The 20,099-nt window shown below is 40.7% G+C and carries 12 protein-coding genes; all 12 read right to left on the reverse strand.

Annotated features, from left to right (window positions below; translation table 11 throughout):
- A partial coding sequence (locus tag IPP74_13420) for a hypothetical protein (GenBank protein MBL0320270.1) occupies positions 1 to 1,064 on the reverse strand: 1,064 nt, incomplete at its 3' end.
- A 361-nt stretch (positions 1,065 to 1,425) separates the two neighbouring features.
- Positions 1,426 to 1,713 (reverse strand): hypothetical protein, encoded by a 288-nt coding sequence (locus IPP74_13425; GenBank protein ID MBL0320271.1) that lies wholly within the window; start codon positions 1,711 to 1,713, stop codon positions 1,426 to 1,428.
- Positions 1,713 to 2,663 (reverse strand): hypothetical protein, encoded by a 951-nt coding sequence (locus tag IPP74_13430; GenBank protein ID MBL0320272.1) that lies wholly within the window; start codon positions 2,661 to 2,663, stop codon positions 1,713 to 1,715. The genes IPP74_13425 and IPP74_13430 overlap by 1 nt, the downstream gene beginning before the upstream one ends.
- A 12-nt stretch (positions 2,664 to 2,675) precedes the next feature.
- On the reverse strand, positions 2,676 to 3,482 hold the full coding sequence (locus IPP74_13435; GenBank protein ID MBL0320273.1) for a LamG domain-containing protein: 807 nt from the start codon (positions 3,480 to 3,482) through the stop codon (positions 2,676 to 2,678).
- Positions 3,479 to 3,904, reverse strand: coding sequence for a hypothetical protein (locus IPP74_13440; protein MBL0320274.1), 426 nt, complete (start codon positions 3,902 to 3,904; stop codon positions 3,479 to 3,481). Before IPP74_13440 ends, IPP74_13435 begins: the two co-directional genes overlap by 4 nt.
- Entirely contained in the window at positions 3,904 to 6,786 is a 2,883-nt protein-coding gene (locus IPP74_13445) for a hypothetical protein (protein ID MBL0320275.1), read from the reverse strand. Before IPP74_13445 ends, IPP74_13440 begins: the two co-directional genes overlap by 1 nt.
- The gene (locus IPP74_13450; protein MBL0320276.1) at positions 6,783 to 7,283 is read right to left on the reverse strand and encodes a hypothetical protein; all 501 of its coding nucleotides are present in this window, start codon (positions 7,281 to 7,283) and stop codon (positions 6,783 to 6,785) included. Before IPP74_13450 ends, IPP74_13445 begins: the two co-directional genes overlap by 4 nt.
- Before the next feature lie 10 nt (positions 7,284 to 7,293).
- Entirely contained in the window at positions 7,294 to 8,700 is a 1,407-nt protein-coding gene (locus IPP74_13455) for a hypothetical protein (GenBank protein MBL0320277.1), read from the reverse strand.
- A 29-nt stretch (positions 8,701 to 8,729) separates the two neighbouring features.
- On the reverse strand, positions 8,730 to 10,760 hold the full coding sequence (locus IPP74_13460; protein MBL0320278.1) for a hypothetical protein: 2,031 nt from the start codon (positions 10,758 to 10,760) through the stop codon (positions 8,730 to 8,732).
- A 56-nt stretch (positions 10,761 to 10,816) separates the two neighbouring features.
- Positions 10,817 to 17,938 (reverse strand): JAB domain-containing protein, encoded by a 7,122-nt coding sequence (locus IPP74_13465; protein ID MBL0320279.1) that lies wholly within the window; start codon positions 17,936 to 17,938, stop codon positions 10,817 to 10,819.
- Positions 17,935 to 19,533 (reverse strand): hypothetical protein, encoded by a 1,599-nt coding sequence (locus IPP74_13470; protein ID MBL0320280.1) that lies wholly within the window; start codon positions 19,531 to 19,533, stop codon positions 17,935 to 17,937. The genes IPP74_13465 and IPP74_13470 overlap by 4 nt, the downstream gene beginning before the upstream one ends.
- Positions 19,534 to 19,544: 11 nt before the next feature.
- The gene (locus tag IPP74_13475) at positions 19,545 to 20,096 is read right to left on the reverse strand and encodes a hypothetical protein (protein ID MBL0320281.1); all 552 of its coding nucleotides are present in this window, start codon (positions 20,094 to 20,096) and stop codon (positions 19,545 to 19,547) included.
- Positions 20,097 to 20,099: the final 3 nt, after the last annotated feature.

The following is a 20,099-nucleotide window of genomic DNA, read 5'->3' on the forward strand; positions in this document are numbered from 1 at the left end:
ACTTCATAGGGAATAATAGAATCCTCTGCGAAAACAGCGGTATCAAAGACGGCTTCGTCGAATGTCGCACCACTACCAGAAACATCGATTGTTTTGTCAGTTTTTCTTACGCCGTCAACCCATATTCTTACCGTCAATGTCGAGTTGGCTTGTGATGAAACCTTCAAGCCCATGGATCTAAAATGCTTCCACATCCGAGACGCGCCCATATTAATCTTTCGTGTTTTTACGCTAGACTCATAGGATAAAGCATTATCCGATTTTGTGCTTTGTTCTAAATTCCAAATCTCACCAGAAAAGTCACCTGTTGAAACAATATAAGTCCCCGTAGCTGTTCTTATCTCTGCCGATATAGAAGCATTATAACCAGAAGAATTTTCTGAATTATCATGGATAACCCATGCGATTTCTGGCGATCTATCAATGAAATATGTCAAACCTGTGTTTGTGTTTGAGCCTGTTACTTGGACAAAATATTTAATTGCTCTTAGTTTTCGGTCATAGCAAGCATGGAAATTCTCAATATTGTTTAAGCTGACCTTTTCCCTTAGCCAACGATCAATATGAGCCGGTTTGTTAATGGCGGCCTGTTCATAATCCCCTGACGATTGAACCGCCGCGATTGAATAGATAAGTCCGTCGTCCATCATCAAATAGATATTATTCCCAGCTTTGGTAATAAGCCGCCAATGGGCCGCGCCACCTTCCCAAATGGCTTCTTTATATCCCCACTCTGCCGTGTCGGATGAGGTGTCATCAATGATATAGGCTTTTGTTTTACTGAAAACAAACAATGTTCCGTTAAAATCAAGTCCACCAACGAGGCCGCTATCTGAATAAACAGGGATCTTTTTTACACTAGCATCTGAGAAGTCATCCCCGTCACCATTGGCACTTGCATAAACAGCATCGGATCTAATCGCCCATTGACGAGCATTTGCCCCACGGGAATGGAATAATCTGAAATGGGTAATTGGAACTGCCTGACCAATCCGTTGCAATACCAGAGATATTGCTTGTTGACGGGTTTGACCCATTCCAAACTTGGGGGGTTGTCGCCCCATCTGAAATATAAACCTCATCCGAAAATGTTGAAAAATGAAACTTATTGCTTAAAGACATTCCACTCTTAAGCAAATTAACCTCAAGAGTATGGTAAACCTTGCCATCCTCCGTGGCCCACATACGATACGAGTTACCATTTTGTTTTCTGAAATCGTACAGTCCCGTAATCGCCGGGGCACCTGATATAGCGGAAACCAAATATTTCGTAGACCCACCACGTTTGCCCACTCCGCCTTCGTGAAAGTTAATATTCTTCGTCCCGTCGACAAGGGCCGTTTCTGTTAATAAATCAGTATTTCGATTAAATTGAAAACCGGCCAGGTTAAACGGAAATTGATAAATATTGCCAACGTATCCCATTTATTCGTCCCTCGCTTCTTGTTGATTAACCCATGTTGAAGTGACGTTTGATCCATTCTTCCAATTCGATGAAGCAAACTGGTTCTGAGTCCATGATGCTGTATTCGCATCATAAGAAGGAACCCAAAATGTCGTCGATATAAACTGAGGATCAATGCCAGCATAATAAAGCCCAGAATGCCGACGATCTGATATAGAAATCGCACTATCTGGACTTGGCCGAATACCAAGCCCAGGTATTTTGTGCGATACGCAAGATCGTCTTTTGTTTTCTGAATCAATAGCCATTATGGCGCACCGTATTGACCTTTCGTAAATTCCGTCCCGTTATCTGACAAGGTAGCCTTTGTAAGAATCGTACCAGCATTATTCCTAACTTTAGACTCGCTAGTTGATTCTGTCGTCTGATTTCTCCATGTACAATAGAGATACATCAATAGTGATGCAATGGCCGGAGTTGCAGAAGGCGCACCGGCTGACGGTTCAGAAAGCGCGTCAACCCGTAAAGCATCTGACATTTCAGAAGCAACCTGATTTACGGCTGTTGTCCCAAGTGTATTCACTGTGCCAATCGTCACCCCTGTTTGGCTCGAATTAAGATTGACATTGTTGGTCGATTCGTCGAAGTCTGAAATCGTACCAGAAGGCAATTTATCGTCAATAGCTTTTACCCGTTCTGCGCCAGAATCAGCCGTAGCATGGCTACCATCAAGCACTTCATCCCATACAGCATCAGCAATTTGTGCCGCTGTTGGCCCACCGCCGCCAGCATCAGTTATGGCTTCAAGTGAATCCGTTGTTGGATCAAATGTCTGTCCACCGTTCTTATTCAAAACTTTATCGAGGAAAGATCCCACTGTTGGGGCTGACGGGCTAGCCGATGATAAAACAAGGTCATCAAGCCGATATGCTTCAAGAATAGATCCAATGGTTTGTTCCTCAATCGTCCCATTCCAGTAAATTTGACCGCCGCCAATAATATAATCGCCAGAAGAAGGGCTACCCCCTAATTGTTGGTGAACCATAAAAGAGTATTTCCCGGTTGTAATGGCCGCCGGGAATGTGGCAACATAATACCCTGATCCCGATTGTTCCGTCATTGCCACGTCATAAGTGGCCCAATTGGATACATTGTAAGTTTCAAAAGATGACCCATTCCAAACAGAACCACCCGAATTTCTGATAATCGAGTAAAGTGTTAAACCGCTTTGTGTACCAACTTCAATTATTCCTGCCATTGTTTTTACCCTCTAATTAAAGATATATCCTCTTGATTTTGGTGTTGCCGATCCACCGCTAGAAGTGAAATCGTCGTAAGATAAACCGTTGCCAGAATTATAAAGCTCGGCTCTTTCGTCAGCTGTGAGAACTCGCTTCCAAAATCCTACTTCGTCAATCATCCCGTCAAAAAAATGAGCAGTAGAATGCGGGAAACGGCCAATCTCCATTGCTGATACACCCCCAGAGTACGTACCATTAGACCATGCTACTTCCGCAGGAGTAGCGTCTCCATCGAGCTGTATGTATAATTTATTAGACGTTTTATCATGCCAAGCCAATACATGATGCCAAACACCTGTTGAGGTCGGAGTCATCGGTTCTTCAACGGTTGTAGCTGTTACCCCATTCCCTACAGTAAATCTCCATTTGTTATTTGGATCGGTCCCAATGTAGTAATAATATAGTAGATACTCGCAGGTCGAAGCAGATGCCGTACATTTACAGAAAACTGGTCTGTAATTATATCCAGCGTATGATTCTCCATTTACCCAAAGGCTTATTGTAAAATCCTCATCTGATCCCAAACTAAGCTCATCACTATCTGCATGGGACAAATATTCACTATTTGACCATTCAACATCAGCCGCATTTGAAATTTTTCCTGTTCCATATGACACCGTATTGTTGTCAGTTAAATCCTGTGTCCCATGAATATCTTCCCTTGTTCCGCTTGTCTCGTCCATCTTCCAATAAGAAATAAGACTATCAAGTAGCCCAGCAGAACATTGGCTGGAAGTAAAAAAAATAGAAAAAATAACGATAAATGTTTTTTTCATAATTCTTGAGATAATCCCTCTTTTTCTATTACCCAATTTTTATCTCTACTTCTTTCAGGCCCATAATTAATAACTCTGGTGTATAAAACACCTTCATATTTAAAAAACAAGACAATCTCGTAGCCATCACCTTCTGGTGATTTATAAGTATTACATGTGACAGAAGCGGCCAACGGTGTTTCTCCAATTGTTGCCATGAAGTCTTGCCATTTATCGCCCTCTGTTGTGGCCGCTGTTAGCCTGTCGGCGGTTGTATCGCCAGCTCTATCACTACGTTGATCTGGAACTTCTGAATGGGTTGATAACCCCTGCCAATATCTTTTATGAGCAGAAAAAAACGCATCCTGTTTCTTAGTAAATTCAACCTCGAACCCACTAAACCAATGATCTACTTTTTCTGTTAATTCGTTTAAGCTTCCCATTATTGTTTAAACGCCTTTAATGATATTGTCACTCTTGTTGTCGTTGTTGCCGCATCGACATTGAATCTCAGAATATCGCCAGCCGCGATTGATTTTGTCCATCCTGTTAGAGTTGTATCTTGTGCTTTTGTTCCACTTGTGATTGTTGGTTTAGCCGAGGCTGTGATTGTATCGGCCACAGTTGGCGGGAAATTCGCATAGGTATCTTTCCAAATATCAACGGTAATTGATCCGCTTTCATTGGCAATAGCTGTTACACGGTCAAGTGTGCAAGCAAACGGAATTTCTAAATCACCCTTGATACCGTCGGCAATTTCGGTTCCACTACCATCAATAATAAATTCTATTGCCGTGGCACTAGAAACACCTGTTGTTGCTGATGTTATCCTTCCCGTTGCGTCTACTGTAATGTTCGCATTGAGATAACTACCAGCCGTAACCCCCGTTGCCGTCAATGATGAAGCCATAACCAACGCACCTAATGAACCTGATGCAATATTGGCCGCCGGGACACCTGAACCAACCTTTGACCCTGTTAATGATCCATCTGCCAAATCATCTAAATCGGCATCCCAAGCTTGAACATTGGTTCCGATAGCTAAGCCAAGATTTGTTCTTATTTGGGCTTGATTATAAAAAGCAGATATTGAAACGGATGAAACAAGAACATTGCTCCCTAGATTTCCCGCTGATATGCTCGCCGCTGGAATATTTGGGCCATAAAGGGTAACGGATGAAGTATTTAATGCAATTAACCCCTCTCCGCCACTGTTGGTAACAACAAATTGCGTACCGGTAAAATCAAAGGTTGACGTATCGACAACAAACGAGCCGCCATCTTCGACGCGCATTGATGCAATGCCACCGCCGCCACCGGTTGCGTCTGTTTTCCAGTAAAGTGTCCGAGCCCCTGTAACGCGCTGTTCTCTTATTGCAAGTACCTGATCAACTGTTCCGTATGCGTTTGGCAGTATATAGTCTTGACTGCTCGTCAATGATTCCGAGGAACTAATTGACACATAGTCATTGGGAGTGAGAGTTTCATACATTTTTAAATATGCAGTATTAGACACGCCGTCTAAAACTGATGGTAAAGAAACACTAAGGGCCCCATCGACGACAACACTACCGTTATTAATTTCTAATACTGAATATTCTATTGGAGTAGGTAAGCCAGCTATATATTTAAATTCAGCAATTGGAGTTGACGGGCTATCATTAGCATCATTTACAAATTCAAATGTAGCTGAGTCTGAAATATAATAAATATCATTGTCATCACTTATATTCGACGATAAAAATGAAACCTGATTATTAAATGTCTGTGTTGAAGTATATGTTTTTGTCCCTGTTATTCTCTGGTTAGATGTATTATATGTTACCGTTGAAGGCAAATTTAATTCAGGTAATATCCCGGTAACTTCTGTTAATAAATTAATTTGAGCCTGAGAAGATAAGCGTTTGTTTGCGTCTGTTTTTACAAATTGGCTTGCGGTAAGATTATTGACTGTCACGCTCCCCGCCGTGACCCCATAAGTAACACTGGCCCCATTTGCCCCCAATACTGTAATTGAGGAAATAATTGTTGCCGTGTTCGCATTTAGGAATTGGGGGTATGCCGTCGCCCCTGTCTGCAATGAATTTGATACCTGGATATAATTGGTATTCCCACCAATAAGCTTGACCGTCCCTGTTGAAGTCCCACCAAGTGTGATATCCCAATAATTTCCGGAGAAGTTTATTTGCGAAGTTGGGCTTGAAACTTGGACACCGTTTTTAAATACCCCCAATGGCGACGTGCTACTTCCACCACTTATAATAGTAGTACCGCCAATTCCACCGGTTGCGGAAACAATTAATTGGGCATCTGATACTGAAAACCCTTGTCCTGTAGGGGTATCGACATATCCGCATAATGAAACTGAATCGCCTGTATTCAGAGACAATATTCCAGTTATTGATACAGGGAAATGGGCTGTAGCACTATAGCTTGGATCAAAAGACTGAGAAAAATTCGATGGCACATCATTTACGCAAATATAATATCTAAGACGATTTGCAGATATGAAGAAATCCGTTGACGTAAAAACTGCGTAGACGTTGAAAACCCCTGTTGTTGCAACGGTTATCGTGTCGGTTGTGGCATTCGATACCGCATGAGTTGAAATCCCGGCTGATGAGAAAAACGACAATTTAGTCAATGTGGTCGTTATGCCGGTTTGATTAATTGCTCCACTTGAGGTGTACAAAGTCCCGTATGCTGTTGAACCAATTGAACTACCACCGCCACCACTTACAGTCGTCCCGCCAATACCACCAGCAGAAGAAACGACAAATTGAGAATCAACGATTGATAATCCAATTCCGGCAGGTTCGTTTGAGAAGCCGCACAACGTAACAACATCCCCCACGCTTAAAGATAGAATCCCGGTTATTGACGACGGGATATAATAATTTATTGGATTAAATGAACCGGAAAAATTAGACGGTATTCCATTGACGCAAATAGAGTAATGCAAGTTAGCCGACCCGTAATTATCAGAAGTAACAAATACAGCATACACATTGAAAATTCCGGTTGTTGCCACGGTAACACTATCAGTCGTGGCGTTGGAAACGGCATGGGTTGAAATCCCCGCATTACTAAAAAATGTCAAAGTAACAGTTGAAGCCGATATCCCGGCCTGGTTTGCTGCGCCATTTTTTGTGTAAAGTGATCCATACGCTGACGGGCCAGAGCTACCAGTCCCGCCGCCTGCTCCAAATGCGGCACTTGTTTGCGTTGTCCCGTCAACAGTAAAATATACCGCGTCTGTTTTTAGTCCAGAATAACAGATAGACGAAGCGAATAAAGAGGCCGTAAGTATCAATATTTTCTTCATGGAGTTACCGCCCCTTTTTCTGACCAGTTGCCAGACTCAAGCCTTTGAAATGACAAATTTCCGTTCGATATCACAATCCGCCATGAGCCATTTGTCGATTGATCGCCCAACGCTATCACGGTCGTTACTGATTCCGTGTTTGTTTGTAGCTGTTGGCAGATCATTGTCATTTTATCTAACGCCGTCTCTACGTCTTCCGCTGAAAATGTTCCCTGTTCCGTAAGGTCAAGCTCCTGTGTAACCGGAACAATCCGTTCAAGGGTAATTGTCCAACCTGTCGGCAACGGATCAAGGCCCGAAGCCGGTGTTGGATAAATTACCCTTGAATTGAATGTGTCAACCTCATAATTCGATGTTAATGTTGTCTTGACATATTCCGGGCTCGTTATCGAAACCGTAATATCTGTCGTTTCAATTATTTTGAATGTATACGCCCAATATATATTTGAATCGTCGCCGTTGTATATGTGGCTTAATACGTCAGAAGTTATAGTCAAATTATTTCCTTTACGGGTTATTTTTACCGCGAATAATTATGTTTGTATTTACTCCGCCCCTGTTCGCTGCGGGAGCTGAAAATAAGAATCTTATATACCGCGTATATAAATCACCAAATTTCAATAGATTCGATGTCTGCGGGAATGGAGTTGCGTATGTAAATGCCGCATTCGTCGTGGTCGTGCCGATTGTTACAACCATTTGATGATAATTTACTCCGTCATTTGACTCCTGGAATACCAGCGAGAATGTGCCCGTAATCGCCAACGGTGTTAATGCGAAGGTTCCATTTCCGGCCTGTGTTTGCGTTGACAGGGTTAGCTTTAACCCGGCTATCGCTCCGGTTGCAGTATCAACCAAACTGAATGATGTCGGCGTGATATTCGACGCGTAATATGTGGCATTATTTGTTAAAGAAGCGAATGAACCGCTTGTTTGCGTAAATAATACAGCTTGGCCAGCTCCCCAATTCGTAGGCTTGTATATCGCATTTGATGGTGAAATATACGGGCTCTGTGTTAGCTGAAATACGCTGTTTTGGTTTGGGGCTGTATTCGATGAAACATTCAAAACAATATCGCTATCTGTTCCGGTTACTAATGTTGACCCTGACAAAGTTAAAACCGCCTGGCTTGATGTTGCCATATCGTACCTTGTTAGATATCCAGTAAATGTGCTTGTTGCTCGGACAACATTTGTGGTCGATTGCGCCCTAACCATCTTGTTTAATGTTCCGTTTGAATTTATCGCATTTGCAATAGCTGTGGCTGCGGTTGTAGTTGTGCCGCCAGGGAAAAAATCTATATTTGCCTGTAGTGTTATGCCAGCGATAGTTATTGACGCATTATCATATCCGCCTGTGAAAGTCGGTTTTGATATTGATACGGCTGCTGGGGTAGAGCTGGTCAATGTCCAACTATTAGGCGTTACCCCCGTAACTGTCGCGGTGCAAGTTACAACGGCAGACGGGGCATTTGTGGAGCAAAAAACGATATCGGAATAATAAGTGTTAAAGAAATTCCGAATATTTACCGCTGTCCCGGTTGCCGTGGTTGTTACTTTGTCAATCAGATTTATCGGATATCCCCTAAAATACAAATATTGATCTGAAAGCCCACTGGTTGAAATTACCGTTATACTGTTGTTGGCGTATGTCGTTGTTAGACCTGTTAGTGAAGTTACAGTAATTGAACCGGTCGAAGGTTTTCCGTCTATAAATGTGACGGTGTTTGGTGATGCAGAAGAATAAACAATTTGGGCAGATAATTGGTCAATTCGTGTCTGATTCGTATCAACAACAAACGATCTGGTTGAAGTTAAAACTTCATTTACCATGATTGTTGATACCGTTATGTCACTGGCCTCCGCGAAAGACGCCAGCCCTACTACTATTGCGGCCAGTAATATTTTTTTCATTTTTTAACTCCTTGTATTTTTTCCATAAATTATGCGGCTGCAATTGTTGTAACAGTCCCGGACGATCCGCGCCACTTTAATGCTCCGGATTCTGAATACATTATTCCTCCGGCTGTCGGGTTTGTTGTCGGTGCCGAGCTTCTATCTGGTATAAATACCACTTTTGAACCACCGCCATAACTTCCGTCCGTTTCTCCTAAACAAATATTCCCTCCGCCGCCATACAGATTTAATCCTTTTGTTGAATCACCTTGAACAACGAAATTATTAATTATGTAACCAATAAGAGAATTTTGAGATGCTCCGCTATTCTGAAATAGGCACTTTGAACCCTTAAAACTTACAAATGAAGTCGTCGTGATTATCATTCCAGAAGAACTGATTGAGATATCCGGCGAGGCGGGGTTTGAGCCTATCGCAAGGCCGTATGTGGAGCCAGTATATCTTCCGAGAGTAACTTGTATCGTATTTCCAGAATCTTTTATTTCAAGAATATTCCCGGAAAGTGTCATTTTTCCATCAGCCGAAGCTATTGTTACGAGACTTGCATCAATTGTTCCGGCTGTTATTTTATCGGCTGATAAATTCGCTATTTTTACGTTGGTTATTGTTGCATCAACGATATTGCTTGCAATAATAGCCAAATTCGATATTGTCATTGCGCTAACCGTTGCCGAATCTATCGTATGCGAGCTAACGCTGGCATTTTCTATGTTCGTCGATGTTATTGTTCCGCTTGCTATATTTACACCCGCTATGGTCGCGTTAGCAATCTGCGTTCCGGTTATCGTTGCATTGGCTATTTTTGCCGCCGTGACAGCTTGATCCGCCAGTGTCGAGGTCGTTACCGATCCCGCCGCATTGCTATTGTTAAAAGCAAGATCGTGCGTCCCTGATGCATTTGTGGCTATAAGAAAATCGGAGTCTGTTAATGATGGAAAGGTGTCTGACCCGGAAAAAACCGTTGGGGCTGAAGATTGCCAGTATATGTACTTTTTATTTGAATTTCCTGATGTTATTGTGTTCGTTGTCCCGGCATAAACAAGGGAGCCCGTTGACCATGCCACGTATCCGGCTGAAGGCGAGTTATCAGTCCACGTGAACCCCTGCATGATTATGCCAAGAATGTTTAACCTAGAAACATTTATCAATCCGGCAGTAATTTTTGAAGCGTCCATGTCATTTATCAATGCATTGGTTATTTGAAGTAAACCGATTTTATTTGTTGTTATTGTGAGGTCAGCGATTTCGTTGGCAGTTATAACGCCGGTTCCTATATTGTCGGCAACGATTGTTCCAGAGGCAATTTCGTTGCTTGTTATTGTTCCACTGGCTATGTTTGCGGCTGTTATTGTTGTCGAGGCAATGTTATCGCCTATAATTGTCGCGTTGGCTATCTGTGTCCCGGTTATTGTGGCGGTGAGGATATTATCCGCCGTTATTGTCCCGTTGGCTATTTTATCACCGGTTATCGTAGCATTATCAATTTTTGCGGCAGTAACGGCCAAATTGGCTATGTTTGTGCTTTCTATTGTCAGCGAGTCTATTTTGTCGCCCGTAATCGTCGCGTCGGCAATTTTATCGGCTGTTATTGTTAAATTGGCTAATTTTGAGGCAGTTACCGCCAAATTTGCCAGTTTTGAGGTTGTTATAGATCCGTCTGCGATATCGCCAACTGATGTTAATGCAACGCCGGTAATGTCTCTTTGGAGCTCTTGGGATAACATTGTCAGCTTATCGATGGCGAGTTCAACATCCTCAGCCGAGAATGTCCCTTGAACAATCAGGTCAAGGTCTTGATCTTGTTGTGTTACTCTTTTAATTTTTATTTTTTCGCCGGTTTGTAAAAGTGGGAGCGATAGGGCGGGATATGGATAAACAAGCGAAGTTCTTCCGGCATTTATGGAATACCCGCTTGTTAATTGAGTTTCATTTTCAGAATTATCAATTATCCAAACTTCGATATCTGATTTTTCTATAGAATCAAAAGGGATGGCCCATGTGTCAACAATCCCATCACCGTCATACGTTACTTCTGTCGGTACGGCCGCAACAGTCATTTCGGCCTCCTTTTGAATATCGTTAATGATAGCAATATTTTATTTTTTTTCAAAAACTATTCCCTTATTTCTAATGCCAGCCGACCGCTTATAATTTCGTCCTCATACAAAGAATCGACGTAATCATTGAATTTTTCCATGTTGGCATATGTTTGTTTCGCCTTTTCGAGTATCGCCATTTTTTCTTCGTTGCTTGTCGCCCTATTTAATGCTGATATCCACGGATCTGACGTATAGCCTTTCTTTAACAATTCATAGGAATTTTTCATCTTCTTCGCCATTTTTTCATTTTCTGCTTTTTCTATAAAATCCTCAACCGGAATACCCATTCTGATTGCTTTTCTTGCCATGTTTTTAATGTCTATATTCTCTCTGGCTATTTTTGACCTGACCTCACCAGACGCATTTCTGGCAATTTCTGATTCACCAGCCCGTCCAACACGGATAAATCTATTTAGAATTGGAGTAAAGCCAAGCATTTTTTTATATAAAGGCTCATCTTTTAATCTGTCCCGGATATCAAGCCGAACCCATCCAGACTGATTCATTGTCCATCTTGCCATCGGCTCAAATGCGTATTTTCCTCCGGCCTCCTGTTCTTGATCCGTCAAAATATTTCCGCCCCTGAATGTATCCGTCGGGTTTTTTCCAGAAAGGTATTGAGCCCATGCTTTTGATATTGATATCGCCGGAGACATGCTAGGAACCGCGCCTTCGCCAAACGCAAATAAATCTGATAAATTTTGTTTTACATTCCCCTTGGAATTGATCATTTTCCAGAATATCCCGCCGACCAATCGACCAGCCTCGTCCTGTGGTATTGTTATAGATATCCCGTTTCCGTTCTCATCTACTCCCATAGGAATAACTATATAATTCGTCTTCATATATTCTGAATTTTTATCCATAACTTCTTTTGCTTTTTTGCCAAAGTACCCGGCCGCTATCATCCCCATCAATATTTTTGGAAATATTGCCGATTCAAATGTTTTTGACCAGTATGTTTTTCTGGTGTCTTTGGATGTTGCCAATTCGATCATGTTCCTTATTCCTTCTTTGGCAATATTCGAGAACATGAAAAATGAGTTTGTTACCGGCGTTGCCGTTCCGGTTCGCTTCGTGCTTGGGGTTCCAATATAATTTCTTACATAATACGCGCGTTTTTCCTCTGGCATATTTTCTAAGCTTTTCCAACCGGCTACTTTCGGAAGCGTTTCAATAACGTCCCCTGTGTACCTTATGAAATCCATTATCTGTGATAATTGTTTTATCACTGGAATACCCTTGTATTTATTTTCAGGATTATCCAATTTCCCGTATCTCATTAAATGCCTTTCTATTTCGTTATCCTCGGCATTTTTTCCTAAAATTAAATTATTGTATGTAATGTTTAGTGCGCCCGATTTTTCCATTTGATTAATCAATTCGCTGTATTCGCCGGAAACCCTCTTTTTTGCTTCTGGCAATGAGTTCGCATACAGTTTTAATGCTTGGGAAATTGTCATGTCCGGTACAGCTTTCCATGTTGCAATAAAATCACGTATAAGGTTTACGGATTGGAAACTCGTATTAAATGTTATGAACATATTCCTAAACGCTTTATTGAGCAGTATCGAATTAATCGCGCTTGACAAATTCTGAATGTTTTCAGATGACTTATTATTGAAAATGTCCGAAATGTATTTGTCTGTATGATACCCCATCCACTTCCCGTTTGATTTATAAAGTATCGTTCCCATGTTCTTGTTTGGCGGATTGTTCACGTTGAAAGTTCCCGGATAATTCTTTATTTCTGCTGGAACCATCGTGATGCCGGATTTAAGCAATGTATTTTCAACAATGTTTTTTATTATTCGATTTCTTTCTATCGCTACAAGCTGAGACGTTCCTTTTAACAATATGTTGGTCATTGGATCGGAGCTGTCTTTGAACGTCCCGAATTGTTTGTTAAATCCGGCAGATATATAATCCTTCATGTATTCGATAATTCTTAATGGAGCATATTTATCACTCTGCTGAATTAATGCCAATTGTTCCGGTGTATAGAAATCGTTAGCCCCTTCAATTTTCGAGATATCGGACAACCATTTTCTTGAATCCTCTGCAAACTTTTCGGCCTGCGCGTATTTTTCCGGGTTGGTTTTTTTTAGGTATTCGAGCGCGTCTTTGGCTGTCTCTGGTGTATGCCCTTTCGGATTGGCAACCTCCGACCTATCACCCGATTTTATTCGGTCAAGAAATAATATTAATTTTGTCGCTTTAAGTGTTTCTGGATCGCTTGAGGCTGGGCCATATATTTGATTATCGAATTTATCAAGAAATGATTTCACAAATGAAGCTGTCATCGAATATTTTTCAACGAGGTATTTGGCGTCATTTTCAGGAGGAAGACTTTCATTTTTGGCAAGCTTGTTTCTTTCATCCAGAAGCATCGAGTTTTTATCAATAAACAATGTTCTTAATTTATCGTATGAAGATTTTTTCGCGTTCTCGTTGTCAATTGCAATTTTTCTTGAAGCCTGTTCTCCTTTTTCAAACATATCAATTAAATCATCAACTCTAATTTTCTGTAAATCATCGTCGGAGCCTTGTACAAGCGATTGAAGTTCTAAATATTGCTTCATCGCCTCTGGCTTATTTTGCAAGTAGTTAAAAAATGCTTCATATGTTTTTGGTGCAATCTCTAATGCTTTTCTTGGGGCATTTAGAATTACACTGATAAAATCAGCGTACAGCTCAGGGGATGAAAATCTATATTTTCTATAGGAAGTGTTCGTTTGGTCAAATGGTTTCCAATATTGCGATAAATTCTGCATTTCCTCCCTTATTACTTCTTCTTCCCATAACTTTCTTTTCTGTATCTCTTTTTTAAGAATATCACGGTAAATGTCCGCAACACTCTTTAAGTTTGTTCCAGCATCTTTGTTGAATTTATTTACGTCGTAAACTGTTATTTTCTCGCCTTTTTTAAGAGCTTGCATTGCGCTTTTTATTAATTCTTTTTTAGCGTTAGCATCAATGCCCTTGATATAGTTTATTAGTTCCGGGTCTACGTTAGGAGTTACAGCATTCCAAACATCTAAAATCATTTGAGGATCAAATTTGTTGTCTGGCTCATTTTTTATTGAGCCGCCAGATTTTTCACCTTTCGATATTTTTTCCGCTTGTGCCCTAAATTTTCTCCTGTCTTCGTCTGTCAATATTGATTCTTTTGATTCTGGCGATTCTGGCAATAGGCTTTTTCTGTATTTTTTGAGAGTCGCTATTCTTCCGAGGACGTTTCCTCTTTTCATAGTTTTGTCAGGGTTGAAATCGAGCGCGTGACCTATTTCGTGGGCAAGAACCGCTTCCCATTCTTTAGGATCTTTAAAAATATCTTTAAATAAGGCTATCTCATTGCTGCTCGGCTTAAAATATCCAAGAGAATGCATTACCCTTTTTATGGTCGGAACGTCTCCGGTTAAAAACTTGGCTAATTTAACGAGTTCCGGGCCCTGCAATTTCTTGACATATTCAATCCCGCCAAACTTCTTTTTCAATTCCGAAATAATATCCTCTTTTGTCCCATAATTTCTTTGACCTGTTCTTGTTGATTTAAATTTTTCTTCAAATAAATCTTGCTCTCCTTCTCGTCCTTTCCCAAAGCTTGATACTCCTCCGGGCTGTGAAAATTCTTGTTGCGTCGGTTTATTCGCGGTATTGTCGTTTCCCTGCGGTTGGCGAAGCTTTTCTTTTGCCCATTTTGCCGCTTGAGATGGATTCATCCCATTTGACAATGCAATTGATCGAAGCCTTTCATATCGGCTTGAAATATTCTCATTTTCAATATTGAAAAGATCTTGATTTTCTTTAGCAGAATATTTGCTCTTTGTTTCCCCGAAGTATTCCCGTTTTGATTTATAGGAGTTTGGCTCTGAAATTTCTATATCATCCATTAACCTAACATCAACATTTATTAAATCCGATTTTAACTCGTTGTATTTTCTCGCATCAATACCGGTGTTTAGCGTAACGATTGACGATGCTCTGTATGACGTGGCTAACTTCGCAAGCAAAGCCGAGGTTATTGCATTTTTTGGAATAACAATGCCATTCAGTAGCTTATTCTGCGTATTTAAAAGATACACAACCGCTTCGCTTTCGCCTGTTTGTATTCCTTTAAATATTTCAAATGCTGAATTTGGAGATGTTATGCTCGGATTTTTCGATATGTCCGATTTTGACATGCTCCATTCAAAATACTTTCTTAACACCGGGATATCTTTTGTTGATTTTCCAAACGCTGCCAGTTCTTCTTCTGTCATTTCTCCAATTGATTTATTGTGTTGCATTATCTCCCAAGCATCGGCGTCAGGATTGTTGTATCCAAATTTCGTATCGTTAATTATTACATGTCCTAAGTATTTTTTACCTTGCCCTGTAATTGCTTTTTTCAGATTTCGCGTTAATCTCTTGTCGTCCTCTGAAGGAGAAACCTCTCCGCTTGGATGATTATGAACAACAAAATAGGAATCCGCATCTTGATCGTTTATAAAATTAAGTGTTTCATACGGATAGACCGCCACTTGATCAATTGTCCCGAATCCGAGGTGTTCTATTGAAATAAGCTCATTATCTTTTACAGCGGCAATATAAAAATTTTCCTGAGCTTCATTTTTTAGCTCTTTAAATGCATAAGCTAAATCTGCGGGAGTCTGAATTTTCCTGTTTGGAATAATTATTGATCCCACCTTTTTAAATTCAACTTTTAAATGCGGTTTATTTAATGCCCTGAATCCGTCAACGGTAGAAGGCTCTGAAGCCTCTTTGGCGGTCGTAGGATTTTCGTACGGGCTTTCGCTTTGGACGTTTTCAGTAAAAGAACCCTGCGAAGCGAAATCTGCCTTTCTTTCACCAATGGGGGAATAGAATGAATCAACGGAATTTTCGTCAGGGTTTACGTACTCCCTGGATTTTACCGTCCTTCCATTTTCATTTATCTCATCAAAAAATATTCTTTTTGGCTTATTTTCTATTATTGCGTTTTTTACTTGATCTTTTATTTCATTGCTCGGTATCCCGACGGTCTGAACCATTAAATCATTAAAATTGTAGCTTATCCTCGCTGCGCCACTTTTATTTAAAAATTCAATAACGGAATCAAACCCTTGTTTTTCTGTTCCTGTAAATTCAGTGGCTTTAATGATATTCGTGTGATCGTAATATCTGTTTCCAAGTATTTTTTTTCCAGAATCATCACCTTTTCCAGAAAAATCAACCATATCACCGTTATCAAGTATAAATCCGGCCTTGGAAATGTCGTTTGTTTTTCCGAAGTTTTTATAAACCGAATCAATTATTTGCGCTTTTTCGCTTGGGTAGTATTTCCCCGGCTTTTCAAAAAATACGCCCGGTTCAACTTCCACTTCCTTGTTTGTTGGCTCCACACCAGAAAACGGCCTTTCGTCCACATTTTCTATTTTCCCGTAATCTGAATACATTCCCTCAAGCTCGTTTATTGCCCTGTCGTAGTATTGAGAAATATTGTTTTTATCGGAAATTGCCCTTTTCTGCGCTTTCTCGTATACGTCGTTAATTGTTATCTCGGTTCCTTCTGGTATTCCGTAATCTAGTGGAGATTCGTTTATTCTCTGGACTATCTGCGATGGAGTAAGCCCATTTTTTAAATCTTTTACATGAAGTGGAAGATCTTTAAATTCCCCTAATTGATCCGGGCCTTCTGGCTTTAGTTTTACTCTAAATATTAAATCCCTGACCGGATCGGATTCTTTGGCTAAAAGCATTTCATTTTCAGAATCCATCAATGCTTCGGCTTCGTTCACGGCCATTTGATGAGTTATTTCTATTTTTTCGCCATTCGGAGCCGTTATTTCCTTAACAACAAAATTGGGCTCCCTCTCCGGTATGCCATTTTTCCCAATCTTAACCGTTTCTTCATTTCCACGTGGAACAATTATCGCCTTTTCTTCTGTTGCTGGGATAATCTCACTTTTCGGAGGTATGCCAGCCTCCTGTTTTGGCTTTACTCCAAGCAAAGGCTGTTCTACTGCCATAGGCTGCTTTATTTCAACTTTCCCCTGACTAACTACCTGATTGATGTTCTCGATTGCCTGCAATGTTCCCTTTTGGCTTTTTAACACCTCATCAACGCCTCCAATCTTTTTAAATTGCTGATCAACAATTGTTTTCGCTATTGCGTCGGATGTTTCCTTTGGTATTGGCTTTCCTTCAACCTCAAATTTTGGCTGTATATATTCGCTTATTGTTTTTTCGAGATTTTCTTTTGCTTTTACTCTTAATTTATACTCCCTTCCATGGGAGCCAACAAGCTCGAAAGTGGCCCATATTGCGGAATTAAGCAATGCTTCACGATGATCTGCGCCTTCTGATTTTGAATACAGATACCCTATTCCAGCCGCCGACGAGACTGCCGTATAAACATTAGTAAGACCGGAAATTGATCCTAGGATAGACCCAACGGCTGTTTCCTTTAGTATTGAAGATCCGTATTCGACCGGATCAATTCGGCCCTCCTGAAGCGATTCAACCGTTTTTTCAATAAATTTCTTTGTTCCAAGCGTCGCGCCCTGCATAATTGCTGGTGGCAAAAAACGCGGGAATTTGGCTGTTATGTTGCCCAAAGTACTACCAATTTGCCCGATTTTCGTTGATTCTTGAGCCAATTTTGCTGATTTTGCCCCTAATCCAAGAAAATTCAGGGCTCCGTATGTTGACAAAAGACTTCCAACTCCACCGACAACGCTTCCGACATCCGACGCCACAGGGTGGTTTTTATAGTCCGCAGAAAGCCTTTCATCTAACAATGGCTTTGTTAATCCAAACGTAAACTGTTCAAGTGCTTTTCCTGTGTATGCCCTGCCTGTTCCGGTTGTAATCATTTTTTCTGTTGAGGCCAATATTGGGTTTGCGGCAAATTTTAAAATATCAGTTCCGGATATCCTTGATTTAAAAAAATCGGGAACCCATTTTCTTCCAGGCTGGTTGATGCTTTCTGTTTTATTTGTATTTCCTATTTCGGCGGATTGCTTTACTTGGCTTGGGCTTGCTGGTTCGGCAACCATCGAATCGAAATTTTTATCTATTTCTTCAAGGTCTTTGTCTCCGATATCGTCAGGAACCTCAATCGGAACACCTCTTTTTTCAAGATAAACAATCATTTATTATCGCTCGATCGAATAAATTTAAATTTTGTTTTAGTTTTTGAAGTTCCTGGATCAAATATTTTTTTGGATTGATTGTTTGCCGTCCAAATAACATCAGGAAGTTCTTCTAGGTTTCCTACTTCTGGGTGACGCTTTTTAATAAATCTGTCCTGAACCTCTTTTCTTATTTCAGATATTCTTTTTCCTGTGGCTTTCTCTTGATCCACTTGACGTATAAAAGCGTTCACCATCTCTTCTGATTGCGCGTCTTTTGCTGATAACTTAACTTTATTGTTTTGCGAATCCGTAACTTCTTTTGTTCCAGTGAATCTCTCTATGAGAGAAACCGGATTGTCAGAAAAATATCTTTCTGCAAATTTTCTAACGGTGTCAACATTCGACGAAATTTCTTGATCTATCGGAGATTGGTTCGCTGATTTTGTCTGCGACATTAAATAGTTTGCGTCCTCTTTGTTTAATCTTTTTTCGGATAATGCCGACGCTATTTTTCTCGTTATTTGGCCGGGCGATAAATCTTGATTCAACTGGTTCTCTCTTATTTCGTTAAAAATTTCATGGTCAGGCGGATTCTGCCCATACATTCTGCGTTGCATAAATTTATAGTCGTCTGCGCCCATTATTCTTTGAGCCGTATGTAGGTCAGATAATTTTATTTGATCGTTTTTGTATAGTCTCTCTGCCTCTGAAATTGTCATCTTTCCGTTTATCATGGAAAGCGTCATATCTCTCATGTTGTCGTCGTATTCAATTTCTTTCTGGTGTTTTTTAAGTTCCTCAAATTGCTTGGCCTGAACCATTATATGCTTCTTCATTTTCATTGAATCGGTAGGACTTAAAACGTCTTTTATTTCGTCAAAACGCATCATAGCCTCAGAAGGGTTTCTTTCTATTATTGGCGTTAAATAGTTTTCGACCATTCTCGTTGCCACTTCGCTTTCTTTTTCTGGAACCATATTGGCGAATCCCATCGGAGCAAATACGGAATAAATATCTTTTGACGCATTCTTGATAGATTCTTTCAATATTTCAGGATTGGAAATTAAGGCCGAATCCTCCACCCTCTGATTTAAAACTGAATCTAAAGTGCTTTTCTTAAGCTCCCGATCCTGTGTCGCCTCATGCCTGATAACCGCTTCTCTTGCGCTTAGAATATGGGAACCTAGCGAACGAGATAGCTCGTCTTTTTGCCATTGATTTTGAAATTGATCTATATATTTTTTTCTTAATTCTTCCGATTGTTTATCGAATGAGATTGTTGAACCGAGCGAATTGCTCCCTGTTCTATTGAAAATTCCTATTGGAACGCCGTCAATGTCGCTGTCATTGCTTGTCAAAATTCCTTGTAATTCTTTCCTCGCGTCGTTGTCGGCCGCAAGCACGTCATTCAGCGCGTTTTGTTTCTTTTTTTCGATAATATGCTCAGAAAGCCTATTGGCTATCGAAGAAACAACCTCGCCGGTTTGCTCTGTTCTTCTTGCTAATTCCTGACCAAATGCGGCTTCTGGTACGGTATTTAAGTTTGGGACATCCGGAGATTGACCTGTCCGCTGGTCAACTTGCTGAGAATATTTCGGTACTGTTAGGGCCATATTTACACCCCTTATTTAACCTTTGGCTTATACTGATTGCCAAGATACCACGTTTGGGCCATTTGGGAAGCTCCGCCAAGCAAAGAATTAAACGCGCCTAATTTCCCGGCTGATTTTGCTTGTTTTCCGGCTATCCTGTACCCTGCTGCCGAATTTTTTAGCTCAAAGTCTCTTAATTTAGCGTCTTCTTTTGCTTTCCATGAAGCCATATCCGCATTGTATTTTATGCTCAATTCATCGAGCTTTTGTTTATTAAATGTGTCTGTTGCAATATTTTCAGAAACAACCGATCCGGGCCCAACATTCGCCCCGGCTATCGCTTTTTGAGTTCCTTCAAGCTCTTTTGCGTTATTTCTTTGAATTTTGCTTTCAAATGATCCCTTGTCTTGTTCAAATTGGGCTTGCTGCTCTCCTCTTTGCAGTTCAAGTGCGCCCTGTTTTTCAGCATTTGAGGCAAGATAATCATAATATCTATTTTGAGAAATTCCTTGTACATATGAGCCGTAAGCAGAATTGACCGAGCTTACCCCCTGTAAAGCCATTGCTGCCCCTATAGTACACATGAA

The sequence above is a fragment of the Alphaproteobacteria bacterium genome, from assembly GCA_016722515.1.
Classification (GTDB): domain Bacteria; phylum Pseudomonadota; class Alphaproteobacteria; order Rickettsiales; family JADKJE01; genus JADKJE01.